The following is a 23,930-nucleotide window of genomic DNA, read 5'->3' as shown; positions in this document are numbered from 1 at the left end:
GGCTGGTCACCGTTGGCGAGACATTAACCACTCACGGCGAGCGCGTCGTGGGTTGGTATCGGATCGTGTCCTTATTGGTCTGACGGTGCTGCGCGGGGCATCAGCGCGACGACCGGCAGGCTGAGGGCGGTGACGGCCAGGACGACGACAAGGCTGACCTTCATCGCGTGGCCGAATCCGGAGGTTGCGGCCTGGAAGAAGATCGACGTGACCGCGGCCGAGCCGATCGCCGACGAGAGCTGCTGGATCGAGCTGAGCGAGCCGCTGGCGCTGCCGGCTTCCTCGGGGCTCGCGTCGCCGAGGGCAACGGCCGGGATCGTGGCGAAGCAGAGGCCGATGCCGGCGCCGATGACGAACAGCGCCGGGGCCGGCGCCCCGAGGCCGAGGCTCGTCCCGGAGCGATCGACAAGGGCCAGGACCCAGCCGCAACCGGCGAGGACGACGGCGAGGCCGATGAAGACGAGGGTGCGGCCGAACTTGGCGACCAGGCCACCCATCGCGGCGAACCCGGCGGCGATGAGCCCCAGCGTGAGCGGCACCAGGCCGAGCGAGGCGTCCCGCGGGCCGGCGTGCAGCCCCTCCTGCATGAACAGCGACAGCACGAAGATCAGGCCGGTGCCGGCGGCGAAGACGGTCAGGCCCACCAGCATTCCGGAGGTGAAACCGCGGTTGCGCAGGAGCGAGGGCGTGACGAGCGGGTGGGTCGCGGTGCGCTGACGGCGGGCGAAGGCGGCGAACGACAGCAGGCCGGCGGCGATCGAGGCGACCGGGATCGCGGTCCAGCCGTTGGTCGAGCCCTCGATCAGGCCGTACAGCAGCCCGATCATGGTCACCGCCAGCAGGCCCGAGCCCCAGCCGTCGACGACGGTGGACCGGTCGCCGTCGTCCCGCGGCAGGATCCTGGCCGCGATGACCAGCCCGGCGCCGCCGAGGACGACGTTGACGAGGAAGATCGGACGCCAGGACAGGCCGAACAGGTCGGCGCCGATGACGAATCCGGCCAGCACCGGGCCGCCGACGCTGGAGAGGCCGAGAATCGGGCCGAACAGCCCGAACGCCTTGGCGAGCATGTCGCCGCTGAACGCCTTCATCATGATCGACATGCCTTGCGGGAGGAGCAATGCGCCGAACGCTCCCTGCGCAACCCGGGCGACGATGAGCAGGGCCGGGCCGGGTGCGAGCCCGGCGACCGCCGAAGCCGCGGTGAACCCGCTCATGCCGATCAGGAAGAGCCGTCGCTGGCCGAACTTGTCGCCCAGCCGTCCGCCGACCACGAGCAGGACGCCCATGGCGAGCATGTACGCCGCACCCAACCACTTGATCAAACTCTCGCCGCCGCCGAGCTCGCGGGCGATGGTGGGTGCGGCGATGTTCGTGACCGTCGCATCGATCACGTCGAGGGCGTCGGCCAGCAGCACCAGCCCGAGGATCGCCCACATCAGGCGGCTGGAGCGGCGCTCCATCAAGATTGTCATGAGCAAGAACGGTGCCCGGCCGGCGCGCGGCACCGGTAGTGCGTCAAGCATCCGAAGACGTGCAATCTGCATAGCGGCCCGGGCACCGCACCCCACCTAGACTCGGACGGCGTGACGATCGTGAGCTCGCCCGGTGTCGACGCCGACGTCACCCGTACCCGTCTGATCTCGCTCGGCTTTCTGGCCACCCTTCTGCTTGCCCGGTGCGCCGACGCGGCGGTGCATCAGACGTACGCGTATCTGCCGTTCGTGGCTGCCCTTTTCGTGTTGCCTGTCTGGTATGTCAGCGGGGTCGCCGCCCACGCGTGGACCCGATGGCGATGGTGGCTGCTCGCGGGTCAGGCCCTGTTGACCTACGTGCCGTTCGTCCTGTTCGGCGACGGCTGGGTAGCGGGCATGTCCGGCCTGCTCGGCGGCCTGGTCCTGCTGCTGGTCCCGGCGCCGCGGTCCTGGCTCCTGCTGGGGGCGTTGCTGGCGCTGGAAGCGACCCTGTGGGTGCAGGTCGTCGGGGTTCCGTACCGGCCGGCGATCAACGCCGGCGTCTGGGTCCTGGTCGCGTTCGCCGACGTAGCGCTGGGCTTGTTCGGCCTCTCCCGGCTGTCGCAGTCGGTGCGCGACCTGGGCGCGGCGCAGGAGGAACTGGCGGCGGCCGCGGTCGATCGGGAACGCCTGGCCACGCAGGAGCAGTTGCGGCGCCTGATCGGGGACCGCATCCAGCAGGTGGCCCAGCACGCCCGGGCCGCGCTGCGGTGGCTGTCTACGACGCCGGAGGACGCCCGGGGAGAGATCGCGGCGGCCGGTGTGATCGCCCGGCAGGCCGCGGCCGAGAGCCGGCGCCTGCACGCCAACGATCCGATCAACAGCGATTTATCGTACGAGTCGTCGCGCCCGATGACAGCGCCACGCACCGCCCGTGCCGTGCTCGTCACGGTCGTGGCCCTGTTCGCCACGCAGAACCTGCTCAACGTCACCATGCCGTCGGGCGAGCCGCCGGCGCCGCGTCAGCACCTCGCCACCGCGGTGCTCGTGGCCGTGGTCGTCTCGCTGGGCATCCTGGCCCTGCAGTGGTACCACGCCGGCGCCGGGAGTGGCCGCGGCAAACCCCGGCACTGGCCGTACACGCTGGCGTTGCTCGCCGTCATGACCTATGCCCAGGTCCCCGTCGTGGGCTACTTCGGAATGATCTTCGTCGCCTTCCTCGCCGCGTCCGGCTTGCTGTTGCTGCCGGGCGTCTGGCGGTGGTGGTGGTTCGGCGCCGCCGTTGTCAGCGTGCCCGCGCTCTACGCCCACTACGCTTCCGGCGAGGTCTTCCGGGCCGTCTACACCGGCGCCATCAGCGCCAGCTTCGGCCTGATGGCCTACGGCCTGTCACGCCTGGCCGGCCTGGCGGTCCAGCTCGCCCACCGCCGCGAGGATCTGGCCGCCGTCGCTGCCGTACGGGAGCGGCTGCGCCTCGCGCGCGACACCCACGACCTGCTCGGGCTCGGGCTGTCGACGGTGGCGCTGAAGTCCGACCTGATCGCGGCGCTGATCGGACGCGACGACGCCCGGGCGGCGCGCGAGCTCGGCGAACTGCTCCACGTCTGCGCCACCGTACGCTCCGACACCGCCCGGATCGCCGGTGAGCGCCCCCAGCTGTCCCTCGACACCGAGCTCGCGCTCGCGACCGACCTGCTCACGTCCTCCGAGATCCACGTCAACGTCACCGGCGCCGGCCACGCCGTGCCGGCAGCCGTGGACAATGTCCTCGCCATCGTCCTGCGGGAGGCGACCACCAACATCCTGCGGCACAGCCAGGCGCGGCAGTGCGCGATCACCGTCGAATCCGGCGACGGCCTGGTCCGCCTCCGGGTCAGCAACGACGGGGCCGCCCCGGTGCCGGGGACCGGGACGGGCCAGGGCCTGGACAACCTGCGGACCCGCGTCGCCGGCGGTGGCGGGGTCCTCACCAGCCGGCACACCGGTGGCACCTTCGTCATGATGGTCGAACTGCCCTTCGTGATGACGGTCGAGCTGCCCGGAGCGCGAGGGGGAACGCCGTGGTCCGTGTGATGATCGCCGAGGACACCGGCATCCTGCGCGAGACCCTGTCCGCATTGCTGCGGCTGCAGGACGACCTCGACGTGGTGGCCGAGGTGTCGTCGGGCGACCGCATCGTCCCGGCCGCGCTGGAACACCGCCCCGACGTGGCCGTGGTCGACATCGACCTCCCCCGGGTCGACGGCATCACCGCCACCGCCGAGCTGGGCCGCCGGGTCCCCGCCTGCGCGGTCCTGATCCTCACCGGCCTCGCCCGGCCCAGCAACCTGCGCGCCGCGCTCGACGCGGGCGCCAAGGGCTTCCTCCTGAAGGACACCCCCGCCGCCGACCTGATCGCGGCGATCCGCCGGGTCGCCGCCGGCGAGCCGGTCATCGACCCCACGTCCGCGGCGGCCGCGCTCCGGCAACGCCCGACCCCGCTGACGCCCCGCGAGACCGCGGTCCTGCAGCGGTACGCGGCCGGGGCGGAGCCTCGGGAGATCGCGGCGGAGCTGTTCCTGTCCTACGGCACGGTCCGCAACTACCTCGCCTCCGCCATGGCCAAGCTGGCCGCCCGCAACCGTGTCGACGCCATCCGGATCGCCACCGAGGCGGGCTGGCTGTAGCGCTCCACTTCGGTGAACCCGGCCGGCGCCGCCCGCAAGCAGCGCCGGCCGGGATCGACTATTCCTGGGTCAGGATCTGCGCGGCCTCCCAGACGTTGCCCGCCGGGTCGGCGAACGCCACCGTCCGGCGGCCCCACGGGCGGTCGACGGGGCCGTTGAGGATGGTTACGCCGTGCTGCTTGAGCTCCTCGTGCACGGCGTTCGCGTCCTCCACCGCGATGGTGAGCAACAGGCGCACGCCGGCCTCCGCCCCGGCGACCGCCCGCGGCTCGACGAGCGTGTCCGCGCGGTCGACCCGAAGGATGTTGATCATCATGTTCTCCAGGCGGACCACCGCCGAGGCATCGTCCGCCCAGACGACCTCGAGCCCGAAGACGTTCTCGTAGAACGCCCGCGTCTCGGCGAGATCCTCGACGAAGATCGTGATGACCTCGACTTTGTTCAATCCTTTAATCATGTTTGTCTGCTTTCTGTAGACATCGACATGCGTTCATGCCGGCGAGATCGTACAACGGCTGGTCAGCGGCGTGGGGCCCATGCCGAGCGGGGTGAGAACGGCTCGGCCGCAGTGCCGCCGACGCCGCCACGCCCCGCTGCGGCCGACGCGCCGTCAGGCCCCATTGCGGCCGGCCCCCGCCAGCCCGTCGCGACCAGCGCGCCGTCAGGCCCATGGCGGCCCCGTCAGGCCGCTTCGCGGCGGTCCGGGTGCGGCACCTCGCGGCGGTCCGGGTGCGGCACTTCGCGGCGGTCCGGGTGCGGCACGAGGGAGGACGATCGTGCGTCGGCAGGCGGGGTGGCCTGTTCGAGCCGGCGACGGGGGCGGTCCGGGGTCTGGAGGGTCAGCCGCAGGCCCACGGCCGCGACGAGCAGGCCGGCCACAGTGGTGGGTCCGATCGGGGTGCCGAGAATCGGCCAGGCCGCGATCGCGGTGACGGCGGGGACGACGAACAGCAGGCTGCTGGCCCGGGTGGCGCCGCGCTGCTTGATCAGGGCGAACAGCAGCAGGGGGCCGAGCACGCCGGGAATCAGGGCGATCCAGAGCAGCGACCCGATCGCGCGCGGCGTGCCGGGGACGGCGAGGGAGCCTTCCAGCGGCGCCCAGGCCGCCATCGCCAGCGTCGCGAAAGCGATCTCGGTCGCGGCGAGGGCGGCGGGACCGGCGCCGGTGCGGAGCCGGCCCTGCAGGAGAGTTCCGGAGGCGAGGCCGGCCAGGCCGAGCAGGGTCCAGGCGAAGGCGGTCGCGGTCGGCGGGCGGCCGAGCCGGTCGGCCAGGGTGACGGCGACCCCGGCGACGCCCAACCCGATGCCGATCCACTGCCGCGCGGCGAGCCGGTCCCACCCCAGCGCGGCGCCGGCCGCGGCGACGATCAGCGGCGCGGAGCAGGCGATCAGCGCGGTCGTGGACGCCGGAGTGCCGTTGGCCATGCCGAGGTAGAGGCCGCCGAACTGCACGGTGAACAGCAACGCTCCGACGAGAGCGGCGGCGCCGAGGGCCCGCCCGCGCGGCCACGCCTCCCGGCGCCGGCGGGCGATCCCGGCCAGCAGGATGCCGCCGATGGCGAACCGCCACAGGTTGGCGGCCAGCGGGGCGATCGCCGAGGTGGCCAGCGAGCCGCCGATGTAACCGCTGCTCCACACCCCGATGAAGACAGCGCCGGTCCGATCGATCTGTAACGACTTCATGCGTTACAACGTGCCCCGTCGCTCGTAACGTGTCAACCCGTTACACTGGGCGGCATGAGTGAGTTCCGCACCGGGAACGGCGCCGACTGGCTGGACTTCCTGGGCACACATCTCGGCCGCTACCAGGCCAAGCAGGTCGAGATGCTGGCCGGCCCGGCCGCGCTGAGGGCATGGCTCCGCGAGCACGGGATGGAGCCTGTCGCGCAGGTCACCACGGCCGACGTCGACACGGCGCGGGCTCTGCGCGAGGCCATGCACCGCGTGGCCACCGCCACGATGCGCGGGCAGGCGCCGTCGACTCAGGACGTGCGAGAGCTGCAGGGAGCGCTGGCCGCGGATGAGCCGTTCGGGATCACGCGCGAGGGATCGGCTCTCCGGCTGACCCCGCCCGGCGACGTGTCCGTCGCCCTGGCCCGGCTGGCCCGCCAGGCGGCCGCCGACCTCACCGGCCCGACCCGGGAGCGCCTGCACGCCTGCGGCGACGACACCTGCTCCGGCATCTTCATCGACCACACAGGCCGCCGGCGCTGGTGCTCGGACGAGCGCTGCGGCGTTCGCGCCCGCGTGCGCGCCCACCGCGCACGGGCCCGGGCGGCGGAATAGCATGGAGTTGCGCCAGTTCGAGTATTTCGTGGCGGTTGCCGAGCAGCTGCATTTCGGCCGCGCCGCCACCAGCCTGTCGATCGGGCAGCCCGCGGTGAGCCAGCAGATCGCCCGGCTGGAGCGCGAGCTGGGCGTGAGCTTGTTCGACCGTTCGGCGCGGACCGTGCGGCTGACCGCCGCCGGGAGCCGGCTGCTGCCCGAGGCGCGCGCCGTGCTGATGGCCGCCGACCGGGCCCGGCTGGCGGTCGCGGCGCCGACGAGCCGGAGCCTGCGGCTGGGCAGCAGCACCGGCCTCGGCGACCGGCTGGCACGGGTGCTCCACGAGCTCCGCGCGGCCTGGCCGGAGACGGAGGTGACCCTGGTCAGCGCGCCGACCCGGGCCCGGCTCGAGCGGGTCGCCGGCGGGCAGCTCGACGCCGCGTTCGTGCGAGGGGTGCCGTCCGCGCCCGGCGTGGAACTCATCGAGGTGTGGCAGGACCGGCTGCTGGTGGCGCTGCCCGCCACGCACGAGCTGGCCGGGGCGAGCGTCGTCCGGCTGCCCGACCTGGCCGAGCTGCCCCTGCGGATCGTCTCCCGCCGGCTCAACCCGCCGCTGGTCGACCTCCTGCTGAGCGCCTGCGCGGCGACCGGTTTCACCCCGGCGCCCGGAGCTCACCCGGACACGCTGGAGAACACGCTGGCCGCGATGGCCGCGGGCCCGGCGACTTGGACCGTGCTGTACGAGACCCATGCTCGAACCCTGCATCTGCCGCAGGTCGTGTTCCGGCCCACCGATCCCGAGCTCGTCATGCCCACCATGCTGGCGGTCCGGGAGGACGAGACATCACGAACGGTGGCTCCCCTGCTCCGGGCCTGCGCGGCAGCGGCTCACGACTGATCGTCCTCTGGACCGCCGAAGAGGACCCGCCGCGCGTAGCCCGTGTCGAAGTACTCGCGAACCGCGGCGATCCTCCCGTCACGGATCACGAAAACGACGGCGTAGTCGTTCTCGTAGGGGCGGCCGTCGCGGGTGGTGGCATGGCTGGTCCACTCCGCGACGACCGTGTCGCCGTCCGCGACGATTCCCCGGACTTCCTGAGTGAGTGGCTTGGTGGGATCCAGGCGGTCCACCATCGCGGCCAGGAAACCGTCGAGGATCTCCGCCGGCCCGGTCCACGTTCCGGATACCGGCAGGTCGCCGCGCAGCGACCAGGTCGCGTCCGGGGTGAAGCTGGCTCTCAGGGCGTCGATATCGCCCTTCTGCAACGAGGCGATGTAGTCGCTGACGACTGCCCTGCTCCGGTCGGTGTCGGACATTTCTGCCCCCTCATTCGTCCCTGCGAGATCTGCTCGATCGAGCCCTCCCGCACATTGGACGCCGGCGCCGCGTCGTCGATCGAGATCCGATCGGCAATCGCACCGATCACGATCGCCGATCGAGGCGGTCAGCGAGAACTCATCACCGCGGAGGGGTCCATGCCGAGTTCTGTGAGTACCGCGCGTGCGGCGTTGCGGCCGGGTCTCCCGCTCACACTGCCGCCCGGGTGGCTGGTCGAACCGGTCAGGAACAGGCCGTCGATGCCCGTCGTGTAGGACGGCCAGCCGGCCAGCCACCGGCCGTCCGGCAGCACGAACTCGCCGCCGTGGCAGGAGCCGCCCAGGTTGTGGACGTTGTGGGCGGCCACGTCGCGCGGGGATTCCGCGCGCATGGCGAGGATGTCTGCGGGGCCCAGGCCGCCTATCCGCTCGCGGACGCGGTCGACGATCTGGCCGGCGTACTCGTGCTTGGCTTCTGCCCAATCGCGGCGGTCGGCCCGGTCCCAGGGCGCGATGGTCAGGATTTTGAAGGTTCCGGCGCCGGCGGGCGCCCGGGAAGGGTCGACGACCGTCTGATTGACGACCAGGAGCCACGGGTCGGTCGCGTCGGTCTCCCCGCGGTAGAAGGCGTCGAGCTGGCGGGCGATCCCCTCGGTGCTGCCCAACCCGGCCGCCGCCGACTGCGTGGTCAGGTCGCCGGTCAGGGCCGCGTGCACGGCGAACACGCTCAGGCCGGGCCGCCAAGCGGCGCTCGCGGCGGCGACGTCATCGGGGACGGTGTCCAGCATCTCCGGCAGGCGGGCCAGGCTGGCGCTGCTGAGGACGGCACGCCGGGCCGTGAAGCGCCGGCCGTCGGCGGTGTGCACGGCGACGGCCCGGCCGTCCCGAGTTTCGATCCGCGCGACCGCGGCGTCGCACAGCACGGCGCCGCCGCGTGCCTCGAGGAGACGGATCAGCGCGGCCGGCAGCGCCCCCGAGCCGCCGACGGGGGTGGACCAGCCGAACCGCAACCGGCCCGCGGTGATCGAGGACGGGAGGACGCCGGTGCCGGGCCGGCGGGGATCCTGAATGGTCGCCAGGGACAACCACACCATCAGATCGCGTACGGCGGGATGCTCGAACCGCTCATGGATGACGTCCCACGCCGATCGGGCGCGCAATTGCTCGTACGCGTCATGGTCTGCCGGGAAGCCGGACGACCAACGGCCGTGAGCTGCCGCCAGGCCGTTGGTCCACTCCCCCATCAGCTCGCGGAACGCCGAGGCGTCGGCCGCGGACCACTTGCCGATCTCGTTGGCCGTGGCGTCCAGGTCGCGGTGCACGACGATGGTCTCGCCGTCGGCGCGCGGCAGCACCACGGCCGGATCGGTGTGCACGTAGCGCAGGCCCCACCGGGACAACAGGCCCAGCTCGTCGTCGGCCAGCAGCGGGTTGGACTGGATGAGCACGTGCGCGGACGAGCACGAGTCGTGCGCGAAGCCGGGCAGCGTCAGCTCCTCGGTGATCGTGTTGCCGCCCGGCAGGTGGCCCGCCTCCAGCACCAGCACCCGCAGCCCGGCCTCGGCCAGGTAGGCGGCACTCACCAGGCCGTTGTGGCCCGCCCCGATGACGACGACATCAGCCTCGGTGGCGGTCGAAGAAGTCGACGATGACCTCGAGGGCTTCGCGCTGGACGCCATCGGGTTCACCCTCCGGATAGATGTAGCCGTGGATGTCGTGGCTCCACGAACGCCATTCCGCGTCGGACCGCTTCTCGGCGAGCAGCTCGTAGGTGAGACGGAAGATGCCCTGCAGCTCGTCCTGTTCGCGGCCCAGCACCAGGACGGGAATGTCGACGCCGCCGAGCCGCCGGGACACCTCGGCCGGTTCGGTGATCGCGCGGCGGGCCCGCTCGACGCTGCGCATCTCGAGGGTCTCGATGTCGCGCAGGCCGTCGGTGACGGTGACCTTGTCGTCGTCGTGCAGGTTGAGGGTGAGCAGCTCGTGCGAGGCGGGCTCGGCGGCGACGCCCGCCCGGAGCAGGCCGTGGTACTGCGAGAGCAGCTTGAACAGCATCTCGCCGGCGTGGCTGACGCCGAGGTGGAACAGCCGGTCGCCGTCGATGCCGGGCAGCTTGGCCACATGCCGGAGGATGGCGACCTCGTCCTCGTACTCCAGCGGCGCCCGGCTCATCAGCTCCATGCCTTGCCGTACGTCGGTGCGCAGCTCGCCGCCGGTCTGGTAGCCGAGCTCGACCTCGGTGCGGTAGCGGGCCCACGCGCACGCGTACCCGGCCTCGATCAGCACGTCGGTGACGTGGCGGAAGCGGTGCACCCGGTCGCGCAGCCATTCCATGCCGCCCCCGCCGTTGCCGTAGGCGACGAACACGAACGGGTGCGGTCCGTCGCCGGGCGGCATGCGTAGCGCGTACGGCGTGTAGAGGCCGTCCAGGGTCTCGGCCAGGTAATAGTCGGCGAGGTCGTCGGTTTCGATGCGCATGGGCTGTTCCCGCAATCGATTGCAACTCGGTGTCCTCGGAGACTAGGCCAGCGATCTCGGCAAAATCAAGATGCGACAGCAATCGATTGCGCGGGGCCGTGACAGGGGCAGCCGCGGTAGGCGACCGGCGCCGATTCTCTGACCTGCCCAACCGTGGCCTCGATGTCGGCCAGCATCCGCTGTCGCTGGGCCTGGTCGATGAGCCGGCCGCGGACGAAGACGCTGTTGATGCGGGTCGTGTTGCGGATGTCGTGCAGCGGGTCGGCGTCGAGCAGCACCAGGTCGGCAACCGCGCCGCGGGCGACCACCCCGAGGTCGCGCCGGCCGAGATAGCGCGCCGGGTTGAGCGTCGCGGCGGCGAGGGCCTGGATCGGCTTCAGCCCGGCCCGTACGAGCAACGCCAGCTCGTCATGAAGGCTGAAGCCCGGCATCAGGTACGTGGTGCCGAGGTCGGTCCCGGCCAGCAGCGGCACTCCGGCCGCGGCCAGGTCGGCGGTGAGACTGAGCCGGCGCCGGAACAGATCCTCCGACTGGGCGATCTGGGCCGGGGTCCGGCCGGGCAGGTACAGGTTGTCGAGGGCCCAGTCCCAGTAGCCGATCATGTCGGCGCTGAAGTACTTGTAACGCGGGTCGTGCCGGTCGATCCGCTCGGGCATGTCGTTGGACTCGTGGAGCACCAGCGTCGGCGTGACGAACGTGCCGTTGCGGGCGACCCGGCGGAACACCTTCTCGGCCTTCCGCCGGTCGTAGCTGCGGGCGGCGGCGTACTCGTACGGTTGCATCCGGTTGAACCAGCCGTTGTAGTCGCCGGAGCCGATCGGCACCGAGGCGACGCCCCGCCGCAGGCGATTCTCCTCGGCCGACGTGTCATACCAAATTTCAAAAAGATGTTCGATCGTACGGATACCGCGGTCGCTCGCCTCGGTCAGCTCGACGAAGTCGGGCACATGACCGAGGAACGGCAGCCCGAGCTTGCCGCACTCGTCGGTGATCGCGACGAACGACTCCCGGGTGAGCCGGGTGTACGTCTTGATGAACGCGACTCCGGTGGCGTGCTCCTGCCGTACGGCGGCCCGCGCCTGCACCGGATCGGCGACCGCGACATGTATCGACCCGTCGACATCCAGTCCGTCCCACAGGGACGGCGAGCCGTCGACGATCCGGCTGCCGATCGACCACTGAGGCCCGATGCGGGCGCCGCCGGCGATCTGCTGCTGCCAGTCGCGGGCCTCAGGGCTGCCCGACATCTGCCGCGTCGTGGTGACGCCGTTGACCACGTACAGCTCGGGATCGGTGTCGTCGATGCCGGTGGCGTGGGTGTGCATGTCGGCGAGGCCGGGGATGAGGTATTTCCCGGCGCCGTCGACGATCGTGGCGCCGGGCGGCACCGGCACTTGGTGAGCGGGACCGGCGTCGAGGATGCGGTCGCCCCGGATGAGGACGGTCTGCCCGCGCCGGGCGCCGCCCACCGCGTCGACCACGGTCACGCCCCGGATCGCGACGACGTCACGGGTCGCCGGGCCGGAGCGAGCCGCCTGAGCCGGCCGGGACAGTCCGAAGGCGGCGCTAGTCACGCCGAGTGCGGTTCCGGTGAGGATAGTCCGTCGCTGCATGAGCTTCTCCCTGTTCCCTTGCGCTGGTGTCAGGGATCAGCCTGCTCGCCGGGGCCGCGCGATTCACTGGTGCTGGCCCCCGAGCCGGGAGGGGGCCTAGTACCCCGCCGCGCCGCGGCCCAGGCGGCGATCTGGGCGCGCGAGGTGAAGTCGAGTTTGGTCAGGATGTGCTCGACGTGAGTGTTGGCGGTCCGCCGGCCGATCACCAGCCGCTCGGCGATCGCCTGGTTGGTCAGGCCCTCGGCGACCAGCAGCGCGACCTCACGCTCCCGCCGGGTCAGCGGCGCCCAGCCGGCCCACTGCTCGGGAACCTCGGCCGGCCGGGGCGCCGGCTCGCCGACCGCGTAGTCGACGCCCGCGGTCAGGTCGAGGGTGAGGCCGTCGGCGTACGCGGTCTCGAAACCCTCGTCGCCGGCCTTCTCCCGGGACTGCTGCTCGACACGCGTGCGGGCCGCGACCAGGTCGGGCGAGCCGAACTGGGGACGGCCGACGGACTGCCACAGCCGGTGTGCGACGCCGAGCAGGCGGGCGGCCCGCTCTGCCTCGCCGAGGGCCGCCGCGGCGGTGGCCAGCACGTCCACCGACATGGCGCAGCCGGCGACGTCGCCCAGCTGCCGTTTGAAGCGCAGCGCGGCGCGGCCGTAGCCGACCGCCGCGCCGGGGTCGCCACGGCCCATCTCGCCGAGGGCACGCAGGTAGTCGGCGTACGAGCGCATCCAGAGCTCGTGATGCTCGTCGCACAGCGCCCAGGTCTGCTCGGTGACGGCGGCGTTCCGGTCGAACTCGCCGGCGAACACGAGAGCGATGGACTGCGCCGCGAGCGCGACGAGCAGGCCGGTGGCCGGGTCACCGCCGTTGCGGTGCAGGGCCGCCGATTCCTCGGCGAGGGCGAGCCCGCGCACCGGCTCGCCGCGGAACACGGCGCAGCCGCCGGCGACGTACGCGACCCAGGCCGTTGCCTCGATGTCGCCCCTCGCCTCGGCGTGGGGCCGGCACTGCGCGAGACGGGCCTCGGCGGCGTCCAGATCGCCCTGCGCCATGGTGATCCAGCCGCTCACCCACAGCGCCTTGGTCAGCGCGTCGCTCGGCGCGTGCTCCAGCGCGAGCAGCCGGTCGAGATAGCGCCGGCCCTCCCGCGGGTGCCCGCACGCGAACCAGAAGTACCGCAGCGCCGCGCCCAGCTCGACGCCGGCCTGGTGCTCGGCCGGGTCGGCGAGGCAGAAGTCCAGCGCGGCCATCAGGTTGGCCCGTTCCCGCCTGAGCCGCTCGTACCAGGCCACCTGGCCGGGCCCGCACCACTCGGCGTCGAACCGCTGCGCCAGCCGCAGGTAGAAGTCCCGATGCCGGCGCCGCAGCTGTGGCTCCTCCCGGCCGGCGCGGAGCAGGTCGAGGCCGTACTCGCGGAGGGTGTCCAGCAGGCGGTAGCGCGCGCCGGCCGGACGCTCCTCGCAGAGCAGGATCGACTTGTCGACCAGGCCGGCCACCAGCCGCACCACGTCGGCGCCGGGCAACCGATCGCTCACGCACACCTCCCGCACGGCCTCCAGGTCGAAGTCGCCGGCGAACACCGAGACCCGCGACCAGAGCAGGCTCTCTGCGCGGGTGCACAGGTCGTGACTCCAGTCGATGGCGGTGCGCAGCGACTCGTGCCGCCCGGCCATCGGGCCGCCGCCGCTGAGCAGCGCGAACCGGTCGGCGAACCGGCCCTCGAGCAGGTCCGCGATCTGCTGCACGGGCAGCGCCCGGGTGCGCACCGCGGCGAGCTCGATGGCCAGCGGGACACCGTCCAGCCCCTGGCACAGCCGGGCCACCGCGGCCTGGTTCTCCCCGGTCAGCGCGAAGACCGGCGAGGCCGCCCGGGCCCGCTCGGCGAACAGCACGATCGCCGGGGAGGGCTCCCGATCGGCCCCGCCGCGATCGGCCCCGCCCTGATCGGCCCCGCCCTGATCGGCCCCGCCCCGGTCGGACACGGTCAGCGGCAGCAGCGGGAAGACGTGCTCGCCCGGCACCGCCAGGGGCTGCCGGCTGGTCGCCACCATCTGCAGGGCCGGGGCGGCCCGCAGCAGGGCCTCGGCCAGCTGCGCGCACGGGTCGGCGAGGTGCTCGCAGTTGTCCAGCACCAGCAGCAGGCGGCGGAACTCCAGGTACTCCGCCAGGGACTCGGTCTGCGGGCGGGCCGACTGGTCGTGCAGGCCCAGCGCGTGCGCCACCGTCTCGGCCACCAGGTCGGCCTGGGCGAGCGGGGACAGGTCGACCAGCCAGACGCCGTCGGGGAAGGCGCGCTGCACCTCGGCCGCGACCCGCAACACCGTACGCGTCTTGCCGACCCCGCCGACGCCGGTGACCGTGACCAGCCGGGAGGAGGTCAGCAGCCGTTTCAGGGCCGCCCGCTCGGCGACCCGGTCCACAAAGCTCGACAGCTCCGCCGGCAGATTGCCCTGGCGCCGCTGCCCTCCCGTGATCACCGCTACGCAGCTCCTCCCCGGACACTCGCAGCATAGGTGCGGACCGCCGGGAAGTCCTGTCGTCAACCGGACGAGGGACGCCCGGCCGTGGCCGTGGCGCGCTCGATCGCTCCGTAAGGCGAGGACCAGGTCTCGTTCGCCTTGTTGGTCCCGGCGCGGGCGACGACCCTAGGGAGATGCGCATCTTCGGGATGAACTACGACACCGGCTTTGTGAGCGCCGGATCGACCACCCACGAGCCGTTCGACCCCGATACCGTACGGCGTGACCTGCGCGTCATCCGCGACGAGCTCGGCTGTGACGCGGTGCGGATCACCGGCGGGATTCAGGATCGGCTCGAGCTGGCCGCCCGGTTCGCCGCCGAGGCCGGGCTCGAGGTCTGGTACTGCCCGTTCACCAACGGGCTCGACCGCGACGAGCTGATGGCCTTCGTCCTCGACGGCGCCGAACGGGCCGAGCGACTGCGGCGCACCGGAGCCTCGGTCGTCTACCTCACCGGCTCCGAGATCGCCATGTTCACCGACGGCTTCCTGCCCGGCCGCGACCTGGCCGAGCGGATGGCGCTGTTCACCGATCCGATGCGGATGCGGGAGGCGATCCCGGCCGCCCGCGCCGCCGTGCGCGACTTCCTGGCCGAGGCGGTGCCAGCGGTGCGGGAACGGTTCGGCGGGCCGGTCGGGTACGCCTCGATCCCGCTCGAGGACGTGGACTGGAAAGCCTTCGACATCATCGCCAGCGACGCCGGCTACCGCGACGCGACCAACGCCGCCGCGTTCCCGCAGTCACTGGCGGCGGCCGTGGGCCAGGGCAAGCCGTACGCCGCCACCGAGTTCGGCTGCTGCACCTTCCGCGGCGCCGCCGACGTGGCCGGCGCGGCCGAGCCGGTGACGTACGACGAGCACGGCCGCGCTGCCAAGCTGACCGCGGAGCTGGAACGCGACGAGGAGGGCCAGGCCCGCTACCTCATCGACCTGCTGCGCGACTACGAGGCCGGCGGCGTCGAGGCGGCCTTCGTGTACACCTTCGCCAACCGGCACCTGCCCACCACGGACGACCCGGAGCACGACTACGACCTGGCCGCCCGCGGCATCGTACGCGTGCTGCCGGACGGCTCGTGGACGCCGAAGGCCGCCTTCCACGCCCTCGCCGCCTACGGCCGCGCACGGCGGTGAGGGTCAGTCCCAGTCGGCCCAGGCGATCCAGCGGTCCGGCCGCAGCACCAGGATCACCGCCGCCGCGAGATCGTCCTCCGACCAGCCGGCACCGAGTGGATCCAGCCGCCGCCGTGGTTGACGAACCCGTCGCTGTTCCAGCAGCCGGCTGGGTATCTCGCCCGGCGGAGCGAGCCAGCACGCGACCGTGCTGCGCCAGGCCGGCCTGGTGGTCAGCCGCCGCCACCGCAACACCGTGCGGCACACCCTCACCCGGCTCGGCGCCGGCCTGTTGAACGCGAGCTAGGCCTGGCCGCCCGCGGCGGCTACCCCCCGAGCACCGGTCAACCTGGGTCCGGCAGTACCAGGCTCGCCGGGTGCGGCGCGGCCATACTGGATCGATGGACCGGAACGCCGACCTGGCCGAGTTCCTGCGCTCGCGGCGGGCGCGGCTGCGACCCGAGGAGCTCGGGCTGCGGCCGCTCCCCACGCGGCGCCGGGTGCCGGGCCTGCGCCGCGAGGAGCTCGCCCAGCTGGCCGGGGTCAGCGTCGACTACTACGTACGGCTGGAGCAGGGCCGCGGCGCCCACGTCTCCGACGCCGTGCTCGACGCGGTCGCCAACGCTTTGCGCCTGGCCGACGACGAGCGCGCCCACCTGCGCAACCTCGCCCGCCCCAGCCGCGCCCCGCGCCGGCCGGCCCCGCCGCAGCGGGTCCGGCCGCAGCTACGCCAGCTCCTGAACGCCATGACCGACGTCCCCGCGTTCGTCGTCGGCCGGCGCACCGACGTGCTCGCCTGGAACCCGCTCGGCGCCGCCCTGATCACCGACTTCCGGGCGCTGCCGCCACGCGAGCGGAACTTCGCCCGCCTGATCCTGCTCGACGAGCACCTCGGGGCGCTGTTTCCCGAGCGGCGGCGCAAGGGCCGCGACATCGTCGCGTTCCTCCAGCTGGACGCGGGCCGGCACCCGCACGATCCGCTGCTGGCCGAGCTCGTCGGCGAGCTGACGCTGCACAGCGAGCTCTTCCGTCAGTTGTGGTCCGAGCGCCCGGTCGCCGACAAGAGTCACGCGAGCTACACGGTGAACCATCCGATCGCCGGCGCCATGCTGCTGGCGCAGGAGGCGCTGCGGGCGCCGGACGACCCCGACCAGACGCTGGTCACCTACACGGCCGAGCCCGGCTCGCCGTCGGCGGCCAGCCTGCGCCTGCTCGCCTCCTGGCAGTCCACGACCGAGAAGGAGAGCACCCCGTGGTGACGGTTGTCGCGTTCGACGTCAACGAGACCCTGCTCGACCTGTCCGCGCTCGACCAGCCGTTCCAGCAGGCCTTCGGCGATGCGGCCCTGCGGCCGCTGTGGTTCGCACAAATGCTGCAGCTGTCTTTCGTGGGCGGCCTGACCGGCGAGTACGTCGACTTCACCACCGCCCAGCACGCCGCGCTCCGGATGCTGGCCGAGCGCATGGGCACCACGCTGAGCGACGCGCAAGCCACGGCGATTGTCGACGGGATGTCCACTCTGCCGCCGCATCCCGAGGTGCCGGCGGCCTTGGCCCGTCTGCGCGGCACGACCCTGCGGGTGGCCGCGCTCACCAACTCGGTGCAGGCGGTGGCCGAGGCCCAGCTCACGCACGCCGGGCTGCGCGACCTGTTCGACGATGTGCTCTCGGCCGACGCGGTGCGCCGGCTGAAGCCGGCGCCCGAGCCGTATCTCGCGGTCGCCGAGCGGTTCGGCGTCGCCACTTCCGGCGTACGCCTGGTGGCCGCGCACGCATGGGACGTCTCGGGCGCCCTGGCCGCCGGCTGCCGGGCCGCGCTCGTGCGGCGGCCGGGTGTCGTGGCCAGCCCGCTCGGCCGGCAGCCGGACATCGTCGGCGCAACCCTCACCGAGGTCGTCGACCAGATCCTGGCGGCTCAGCCCGGCGGGGGCTTGACCGGCAGCTGAATGGTGAACGCGGTGCCCGGCCCTTCCTGGTCGGCGAGGCCGATGTGGCCGTGGTGACGTTCGATGATGGTCCGGATTATCACCAGGCCGAGACCGGTGCCGGGAATGCGGTGATCGAGGGCGGTGGAGGCCCGGTAGAAGCGCCGGAACACGCGGGACCTTTCCGCGGCGGGGATGCCGATGCCGGTGTCGGCGACGGTCCAGGTGATCCGGCCGTCGGCCTCGGCCGCGGTGATCGTGATGCTGCCCCCGGCCGGCGTGTACTTGATGGCGTTGCCGATGAGGTTGTCGGCGACCTGCCGCAGCCGGTCCGGATCGGCGTGCAGGCCCAGCCGGGACGGGGTGTGCACGGCAATGGTCAGATCCTTGTGGCGGGCCGAGCCCTCGAGGGCCTCGACGGCCTCGTCGATGATGCCGCACAGGTCGGTGGCGACCGGCTGGACCGCCAGGTGGCCGGACTCCAGCCGGGCGAGGTCGAGCAGGTCGTCGGCGAGCACCGTCAGCCGGTGCGCGTTGCGGGTGATCGTGCGCAGTTGCTCGCGTTGCTGGTCGACGGTCAACGTCTCGAGGTCCTCGTCGAGCAGGGTCGCGGTGCCGGTGATCACCGACAGCGGGTTGCGGAGCTCGTGGGTGACCAGCGCGAGGAACTCGTCCTTGGTGTGGGCCAGCTCGATGGCCAGCTCCTCGGCACGACGCCGTTCCAGGTACTGGCCGACCTGCGCGGCCACCCCACCGAGCAGGGCGATCAACGTGTCTTCCGGATCCTCGACCCGGTCGCCGTAGACACACAACGCGCCCAGCGTGTGCCCGCCGCTGGTCACCGGCACTCCGACGGCCACGTGCAGGCCGATGCGCGCGCCGGCCCGGCTGCGCACCGAGCCGACGTCGGCGGCCAGGTCGGGAATCCAGCCCGGGCGCGCCTGGGCGAAGACCCGGCCGGGCAGGCCGACGCCCGGCTCCAGCTCGGTGAAGGCGAACCGGCCGAGCCGCCGCCCGCCGGTGACGTGCCGGGCGGCGCACACGAGCAGCTGCCGCTCGTCGTCGGCCAGCCACAGCTCGGTCACCGGCCAGGCCATCTTCTCGCCGAGCGCCTCGGCGACGCGGGAAGCGGCAACGCCGCTCGACGGCGCCTCGGCCAGGCCCCGGGCCACCGCGGCCTCGACAGCGGTGAACCGGCCGGCCCGGTGGATCGCGGTGACGTCGTGGGCGAAGGCATGGAACACCCGATCGGGCCCGCTCCCGGTGACGGTCAGGGTCAGCTCGATCGGGAACTCGTGACCGTCGCGGTGCCGGGCGAACACCTGCACCCGCTGGCCGAGCACCCGGCCGGGTCCCCCGGCCGTCAGCCGGGCAAGGCCGGCGCGGTGCGCCTCCCGGTACCGCTCCGGGATGATCAGCTCGTCGATCTTCCGGCCGGTGGCCTGGTGCGGATGGTGGCCGAAGGTCGTGGCCGCGGCCGCGTTCCAGGTGATCACCCGGCCGTCGCCGTCGATCGCGACGTACGCCTCCGGGGCGGACGCGAGAACCGCCGCTTGATCGCTGGGCCCCTGAGCCGGCTGGCTCGCCATGCCGTCCCCCTCGGAAGCAGACCGCGCATCGCGCGACCGCACCAGAAGCCTATCGCCGCGCGTGGCGCGAAACCGGCCATCCGGCGAGGTCAGCGGCCCTATCGGCGGGCGAAGCGAGGTCCTGGCCTATCGGGTGCGGGCCACGGCGAGGAACTCCTGGCGGGACCGGGGATCGCTGCGCAGCCGGCCGAGCATGGTCGACGTGACCGTGGTGGAGCCGATGGCCTGGACGCCGCGCAGGGTCATGCACGTGTGCTCGGCCTCCAGGACCACGCCGACGCCCTTGGGTGACAGCTGGGTGTCGAGCCAGTCGGCGATCTGCTTGGTGAGGCGCTCCTGGACCTGGGGGCGCAGCGCGAACATCTCGACGACGCGGGCGAGTTTCGACAGGCCTAGGATGCGGCCCTCGGGGAGGTATCCGACGACGGCCCGGCCGTGGAACGGGAGCAGGTGGTGCTCACACACCGACCGGAACGGGATGTCGCGGGCCACCACCAGCTCGTCGTAGCCGTCGTCGTTGCGAAACGTGGTCAGGTCGAACGGGCGCGGGGTGAAGAATTCCGCGTACGCCTTGGCCATGCGCCTCGGGGTGTCGGCCATCGACTCGTCGTCGGTCGGGATGTCGAGCGCGCTCAGGAAGTCGCGGGCGGCCTTTTCGGCGGCGGTCAGGTCGATGGTCATGTCAGGTTCTCCGAGAGGGTGCGAGCCGAGAGGGTGCGGGGCGAGACGGTGCCGAGGATCGCGGATTTGGCCAGCACTTCGGCCCATTCGGCGGCGGGCGAGGAGTCCCAGGTGATGCCGCCGCCGGCGCCGTAGGTGGCCGTGTCCGTGGCCCGATCCACGACGGCGGTGCGGATGGCCACGTTGAAGCGGGCACGGATCGGCGCCGACGGCGGCGCGACCCAGCCGATCGCGCCGCAGTAGACGCCGCGCGGGCCGTCCTCGACGTCGCGGATGATCTGCATGCTGCGGGCCTTGGGCGCGCCGGTGATCGAGCCGCACGGGAACATCGCGCCGAAGACGCCGGCCAGCCCCACCCCGGCCCGCAGCCGGGCGGTCACCTCGGAGGTCATCGTCCAGACCGTCGGATACCGCTCCAGCGTCAGCAGGCGCGGCACGTCGACGCTGCCGACGGCGGCCACCCGCGCGAGGTCGTTGCGGATCAGATCGACGATCATCAGGTTCTCGGCGCGTTCCTTGGGGCTGGCCCGCAACGTCCGCGCGTTCCGCGCGTCGGTCACCGGGTCGGCCGATCGCCGCGCCGTGCCCTTCATCGGCTTGGTGCGCAGGCGGTCGCCCGACCATTCCAGGAACAGTTCCGGGCTCGCGCTGGCAACGGCGAATCGTCCGGTGTCGAGGTAGGCGTTGTGCGCGGCGCGCTGAGCCTGGGCCAGGACGCCATAAAGCAAAAGCGGATCCGACGCGTACGGCGTTCGCAGCCGCGTGGTCAGGTTGCACTGATAGACGTCGCCGGCCGCGATGTGCTCGCGGATCCGGGCCACCGCACCGGCGTGTTCGCCCTCGCTCCACTCCAGTTCCCAGGGCGCTGACGGAGGCGTACGAAAGGAAAGGTCTTGGGGTTGGAATGGGTGGCGGTCGGAGAGCCCGAACCAGACCAGGGGCGGACCGTCGGCGGCCGGCGGGTGCACCGTGAGCGACGGGTCGAAGGCGGGGGCGGCGTCGTAGGAGACGAAGCCGTGGGCCCACGCGCCCTTCGCGGTTTCAAGATCAACCTCATCGAGTACGCCGATGACGTCCGCGAGACTGCCGGCGGCGAGCACCCGGTCGGGGGCCGGGAAGGCGAGCGCGCGGCCGGTGGTCAGGTCGTCGAAGCGGGCGGTCATGAGAGGAAGTTAACAGGCACCTGAAAACTTTCAAAGGACCTGAAACATAATAAGATTGCTGAGCAGATGCTGAGGAAACGGAGATCGACGATGGCGAAGGCGGCCGCACCGGGCTGGCAGGACGGCCTGCCCTACGTGCTCTATCGCGCCCAGCAGGCCGTGCACCGCCAGGCTCAGGACGCGCTCGACGGCCTGGGCGTGACGGTGACCCAGCTCGGCCTGGCCGTCCACCTCGACGAGCTCGGCCTGATGTCGGCCTCCGACCTCGCCCGCCGCTTCCACATGACGCCGCAGAGCGTGACCACCGCGCTGGCCCATCTCGAGAAATTCGGCTGGGCGCGCCGACTCCCGCACCCGGTGCATCGCCGGGTGATCCTGCACGAGCTCACCGAGACCGGCCTCGCCGGGGTCGCCGACGGGCGCGCCCGCATGGCGGAGGTGGACCGCCTGCTTGACGAAGCGCTGCCCGACGGCGCCCACGACGAGATGATCGCCCGGCTGCGCGAGCTGACCGTCTCCCTGGAGGGCGAGGAGCCGGAGTACCTGGGGGCGTGGCCGGTGGCCCGGGCCTAGCCCTGGTAGACCAGCTCGCTCGCCGGGGTGCTGAAGCCGGCCGGCAGGTCGCCGACCTTCTTCATCGGCTCGATCCACGGCTCCAGGTAGGCGGCCTTGGGCTCGAACGACACCCACTGGGTGATCGGGAACTTCGCCGCCACCGCGTCGGGCAGCTTGAAGTCCTTGACGAGGACCTGCTTGGCCGCGGCGTCGTTCGCCTTCATCCAGGCCAGGGCATCATCCTGGGCCTTGTTGAAGGCGTCGATGGTCGCCTTGTTCTTGGCGGCCCAGTCGGCGTTGCCCATCCAGCCCGCGGCGAGCGCGTCGGCGCCGGTGCCGGTGAGGTCCATCGGGTTGCCGATGTCGGTCCCGCCCTGGCCGAGCATCTGGCCGTTGAACGGGAAGATCGTGACGGCGGCCTGGATGGTGCCGGACTTCAGCGCGGCGGCCATGTCGGCGAACGGCACCTGCAGGAACTTGACGTCGGTCTTCTTGAGGCCGGCCTTGTCCAGCAGGATGACCGCGCCCTCGTAGAGATTGCCGCTGAGCCCGGGCACGCCGATCGCCTTGCCCTTGAGCGCGGCGATCGAGGTGATCCCGGGGCCGCCGATCACATAGCTGTCGCGCTTGTCGGTGGCATTCTCGACGTTCTGCGCGGCGACCAGGATCGGCTTGAGACCCCGCGCCGCCGCCTGCAGCAGTGACGGCGGGGTGACCGTGACCAGGTCGAACTGCTTGCCGACCGCGGGCAGCAGCGCGCCCGAGTTCTGGGTGGGGGTGAGCGTGACGTCGAGCCCGTTCTTGGCGAAGAAACCCTGCTGGTCGGCCACCACGATGGTCGTGTTGGTGGCGTTGGCGTTGTAGGCGATACGCAGCGGGAGCGCCCCGGACTGGGCATCCCCGCTGGTGTCGTTGCTGGACGAGCCGCCACCGCAGCCGGCGGTGGCGAGGATGGCGGCCACGCCGATGGTGAGCAGAAGACGCGCGTGCATGACCTCTCCTTTCCGAGATGCTGGGCACAATGCCAGGCGCCTTATCGCATTACAAGGTCTTCAAAAGTTTTCAGATGACTGATAACTTCGGCCCATGGCCAGCCTCGAAGAAGAGATCACCAACGCCGGCGGCGCGCTGAAGCTGCTGCGGCAGGGGCGCTCCGGCGCCTACCCGTTCCCCATCCAGCCCGAGTTCACCAACTGGCGCGACGAGCAGGAGGCCTGGCGCACGAGCGCGGCGCTGATGGACCTGTCGCACCACATGACCGACCTGATCGTGCAGGGCCCGGACACGTACCGGCTGCTGGAGCGCCTCGGCGCCAACAGCTTCAAGGGCTTCGGCACGGACAGCGCCAAGCAGCTGATCACGGTACGGCCGGACGGCTACATGATCGGCGACTGCATCCTGTTCGGGATCGCCGACCACCACGTCCGCATCGTCGGCCGTCCCCCGGCGCTCAACTGGGTCGAGTTCAACGCGGAGACCGGGGACTGGGACGTCGAGGTGCGCAAGGATCTGCGTACGGTGCAGAACCCGAAGGGCCGCGAGCTGTTCCGCCTGCAGCTGCAGGGCCCGCACGCCGCCGCGATCTTCGAGAAGGTCAACGGCGGGCCGATGCCCGACATCCCGTTCTTCCACATGGGCCGCTTCAAGATCGGCAACCACGAGGTCCGGGCGCTCAACCACCGCATGTCCGGCTTCCCCGGGTACGAGTTCACCGGGCCCTACGCCGAGTTCGAGGCGGTGCGCGACACGATCGTCGAGGCCGGCGCTTCCTTCGGCCTGCGGCTGATCGGTTCGCGGGCGTACGCGTCGGTGGCCACCGAGTCGGGCTGGATCGCCAACACGCTGCCGGCCACCTACACCGGCGACGACATGAAGGCCTTCCGGCAGTGGATGCCCGCGCGCTCGTTCGAGGGCAACCTCGCGCTGGGCGGCAGCCTGGTCGCCGACGACATCGAGGACTACTACCTGACGCCGTGGGACCTCGGGTATGGGCACGTCATCAAGTACGACCACGACTACATCGGCCGTGAGGGCCTGGCGGCGCGCAAGGACGAGCCGCACAAGCGCAAGGCGTGGGTGCTCTGGGACCGCGACGACGTAGCGCGCATCGTCGCCAGCTACTACAACCCGGGCGCGGAGCGGTTCAAGTACCTGGAGATGCCGGCCGCGTTCTACACCGCCTGCCAATTCGACCGCGTCGAGAAGGACGGCTCATTGGTGGGCGCGGCCATGCTCACCATCTACTCCGCGAACGTGCGCGGCTGGATCTCCCTCGGCTCGATCGCGCCCGAGGCGGCCGTCGGCGATCAGGTCGATATCGTCTGGGGCGAGCCGGACGGCGGCTCCCCGAACCCGGCCGTCGAGCGCCACACCCAGACCCGCGTCCGGGGCACGGTCATCGACCGGCCGTACCCGCAGGGGCACTGACCCCTCCCCCAGCCGCGCCGGGGCGCGCCGCCGATAAATCCGTGTCGTCGGTGGCGTGCCCCGGCGCGCCCACGCAGCAGCTTGCGCTGACTCCGGAGCCTCTTTGATTGAAGTTGGTGAATTTATCGCCCCGAACGTGTTATCCGCGAGGAGATCAGACATCTACGACAGAAACACGTCGA

General features: G+C 71.9%; 22 protein-coding genes. 9 read left to right on the top strand and 13 right to left on the bottom strand.

What is annotated here, in order from left to right:
* Positions 1-71: 71 nt before the first annotated feature.
* Positions 72-1,475, bottom strand: a complete 1,404-nt coding sequence (locus ACQPZX_RS13960) for an MFS transporter (protein ID WP_433379710.1) — start codon at positions 1,473-1,475, stop codon at positions 72-74.
* 111 nt (positions 1,476-1,586) lie between these two features.
* Between ACQPZX_RS13960 and ACQPZX_RS13955 the strand changes: the two genes are divergently transcribed.
* Together ACQPZX_RS13955 and ACQPZX_RS13950 are read left to right on the top strand one after the other, a co-directional pair.
* Positions 1,587-3,527, top strand: a complete 1,941-nt coding sequence (locus tag ACQPZX_RS13955; protein ID WP_433379707.1) for a sensor histidine kinase — start codon at positions 1,587-1,589, stop codon at positions 3,525-3,527.
* A complete protein-coding gene (locus ACQPZX_RS13950; RefSeq protein ID WP_433379704.1) occupies positions 3,515-4,120 on the top strand; it encodes a response regulator transcription factor in 606 nt (201 codons plus the stop codon). Before ACQPZX_RS13955 ends, ACQPZX_RS13950 begins: the two co-directional genes overlap by 13 nt.
* 58 nt (positions 4,121-4,178) lie before the next feature.
* Here the strand turns inward: ACQPZX_RS13950 and ACQPZX_RS13945 are convergent, their stop codons facing one another.
* Both ACQPZX_RS13945 and ACQPZX_RS13940 read right to left on the bottom strand, forming a co-directional pair.
* Positions 4,179-4,577, bottom strand: coding sequence for a VOC family protein (locus ACQPZX_RS13945; RefSeq protein ID WP_433379701.1), 399 nt, complete (start codon positions 4,575-4,577; stop codon positions 4,179-4,181).
* Positions 4,578-4,801: 224 nt separating this feature from the next.
* Complete coding sequence (locus ACQPZX_RS13940; RefSeq protein ID WP_433379698.1) at positions 4,802-5,803, bottom strand: DMT family transporter; 1,002 nt, start codon at positions 5,801-5,803, stop codon at positions 4,802-4,804.
* 54 nt (positions 5,804-5,857) lie between these two features.
* Here ACQPZX_RS13940 and ACQPZX_RS13935 point away from each other — a divergent pair, with 54 nt between their 5' ends.
* Positions 5,858-6,406, top strand: coding sequence for a CGNR zinc finger domain-containing protein (locus ACQPZX_RS13935; RefSeq protein WP_433379695.1), 549 nt, complete (start codon positions 5,858-5,860; stop codon positions 6,404-6,406).
* Between the two features lies 1 nt (position 6,407).
* Positions 6,408-7,283 (top strand): LysR substrate-binding domain-containing protein, encoded by an 876-nt coding sequence (locus ACQPZX_RS13930; RefSeq protein ID WP_433379692.1) that lies wholly within the window; start codon positions 6,408-6,410, stop codon positions 7,281-7,283.
* On the opposite strand, the gene ACQPZX_RS13925 is transcribed toward ACQPZX_RS13930, so the two are convergent.
* From ACQPZX_RS13925 to ACQPZX_RS13905, 5 genes are all read right to left on the bottom strand, one after another.
* Positions 7,274-7,702 carry a nuclear transport factor 2 family protein gene (locus tag ACQPZX_RS13925; RefSeq protein WP_433379689.1) on the bottom strand — a complete coding sequence of 143 codons (429 nt, stop codon included), beginning with the start codon at positions 7,700-7,702 and terminating at the stop codon, positions 7,274-7,276. The genes ACQPZX_RS13930 and ACQPZX_RS13925 overlap by 10 nt on opposite strands.
* Positions 7,703-7,830: 128 nt before the next feature.
* On the bottom strand, positions 7,831-9,381 hold the full coding sequence (locus tag ACQPZX_RS13920) for a phytoene desaturase family protein (protein ID WP_433379686.1): 1,551 nt from the start codon (positions 9,379-9,381) through the stop codon (positions 7,831-7,833).
* Complete coding sequence (locus ACQPZX_RS13915) at positions 9,320-10,180, bottom strand: alpha/beta hydrolase family protein (protein ID WP_433379683.1); 861 nt, start codon at positions 10,178-10,180, stop codon at positions 9,320-9,322. The genes ACQPZX_RS13920 and ACQPZX_RS13915 overlap by 62 nt, the downstream gene beginning before the upstream one ends.
* Positions 10,181-10,245: 65 nt before the next feature.
* The gene (locus ACQPZX_RS13910; protein ID WP_433379680.1) at positions 10,246-11,793 is read right to left on the bottom strand and encodes an amidohydrolase family protein; all 1,548 of its coding nucleotides are present in this window, start codon (positions 11,791-11,793) and stop codon (positions 10,246-10,248) included.
* A 29-nt stretch (positions 11,794-11,822) separates the two neighbouring features.
* A complete protein-coding gene (locus tag ACQPZX_RS13905; protein ID WP_433379678.1) occupies positions 11,823-14,258 on the bottom strand; it encodes an ATP-binding protein in 2,436 nt (811 codons plus the stop codon).
* A 176-nt stretch (positions 14,259-14,434) separates the two neighbouring features.
* Between ACQPZX_RS13905 and ACQPZX_RS13900 the strand changes: the two genes are divergently transcribed.
* Positions 14,435-15,430 carry a hypothetical protein gene (locus ACQPZX_RS13900; RefSeq protein ID WP_433379675.1) on the top strand — a complete coding sequence of 332 codons (996 nt, stop codon included), beginning with the start codon at positions 14,435-14,437 and terminating at the stop codon, positions 15,428-15,430.
* Between the two features lie 3 nt (positions 15,431-15,433).
* Here the strand turns inward: ACQPZX_RS13900 and ACQPZX_RS13895 are convergent, their stop codons facing one another.
* On the bottom strand, positions 15,434-15,664 hold the full coding sequence (locus tag ACQPZX_RS13895) for a hypothetical protein (RefSeq protein ID WP_433379672.1): 231 nt from the start codon (positions 15,662-15,664) through the stop codon (positions 15,434-15,436).
* Positions 15,665-15,810: 146 nt separating this feature from the next.
* On the opposite strand from ACQPZX_RS13895, the gene ACQPZX_RS13890 reads away from it, so the two are divergent.
* Positions 15,811-16,668 carry a helix-turn-helix transcriptional regulator gene (locus ACQPZX_RS13890; RefSeq protein ID WP_433379669.1) on the top strand — a complete coding sequence of 286 codons (858 nt, stop codon included), beginning with the start codon at positions 15,811-15,813 and terminating at the stop codon, positions 16,666-16,668.
* Positions 16,662-17,354 (top strand): haloacid dehalogenase type II, encoded by a 693-nt coding sequence (locus ACQPZX_RS13885; protein ID WP_433379666.1) that lies wholly within the window; start codon positions 16,662-16,664, stop codon positions 17,352-17,354. The genes ACQPZX_RS13890 and ACQPZX_RS13885 overlap by 7 nt, the downstream gene beginning before the upstream one ends.
* On the opposite strand, the gene ACQPZX_RS13880 is transcribed toward ACQPZX_RS13885, so the two are convergent.
* The 3 genes from ACQPZX_RS13880 to pabB all read right to left on the bottom strand — a co-directional run bounded on the left by ACQPZX_RS13880 (position 17,324) and on the right by pabB (position 20,766).
* On the bottom strand, positions 17,324-18,922 hold the full coding sequence (locus ACQPZX_RS13880) for an ATP-binding protein (RefSeq protein ID WP_433379663.1): 1,599 nt from the start codon (positions 18,920-18,922) through the stop codon (positions 17,324-17,326). The genes ACQPZX_RS13885 and ACQPZX_RS13880 overlap by 31 nt on opposite strands.
* Positions 18,923-19,048: 126 nt before the next feature.
* Positions 19,049-19,603 carry a GTP cyclohydrolase I FolE gene (gene folE / locus ACQPZX_RS13875; protein WP_433379660.1) on the bottom strand — a complete coding sequence of 185 codons (555 nt, stop codon included), beginning with the start codon at positions 19,601-19,603 and terminating at the stop codon, positions 19,049-19,051.
* The gene (pabB, locus tag ACQPZX_RS13870) at positions 19,600-20,766 is read right to left on the bottom strand and encodes an aminodeoxychorismate synthase component I (protein WP_433379657.1); all 1,167 of its coding nucleotides are present in this window, start codon (positions 20,764-20,766) and stop codon (positions 19,600-19,602) included. Before pabB ends, folE begins: the two co-directional genes overlap by 4 nt.
* 90 nt (positions 20,767-20,856) lie before the next feature.
* On the opposite strand from pabB, the gene ACQPZX_RS13865 reads away from it, so the two are divergent.
* Positions 20,857-21,339, top strand: a complete 483-nt coding sequence (locus tag ACQPZX_RS13865) for a MarR family winged helix-turn-helix transcriptional regulator (protein ID WP_433379654.1) — start codon at positions 20,857-20,859, stop codon at positions 21,337-21,339.
* Here the strand turns inward: ACQPZX_RS13865 and ACQPZX_RS13860 are convergent.
* Positions 21,336-22,313 (bottom strand): ABC transporter substrate-binding protein, encoded by a 978-nt coding sequence (locus ACQPZX_RS13860; protein WP_433379651.1) that lies wholly within the window; start codon positions 22,311-22,313, stop codon positions 21,336-21,338. The two genes, ACQPZX_RS13865 and ACQPZX_RS13860, sit on opposite strands and share 4 nt — an antisense overlap.
* Before the next feature lie 94 nt (positions 22,314-22,407).
* On the opposite strand from ACQPZX_RS13860, the gene ACQPZX_RS13855 reads away from it, so the two are divergent.
* The gene (locus ACQPZX_RS13855; protein WP_433379648.1) at positions 22,408-23,748 is read left to right on the top strand and encodes an aminomethyl transferase family protein; all 1,341 of its coding nucleotides are present in this window, start codon (positions 22,408-22,410) and stop codon (positions 23,746-23,748) included.
* The last annotated feature ends 182 nt before the right edge of the window (positions 23,749-23,930 follow it).

This window comes from Actinoplanes sp. CA-142083, from assembly GCF_050942195.1.
Classification (GTDB): domain Bacteria; phylum Actinomycetota; class Actinomycetes; order Mycobacteriales; family Micromonosporaceae; genus Actinoplanes.
Note: the sequence above shows the minus strand (reverse complement) of the source record. Positions and strands in the feature narration are given on the sequence as shown.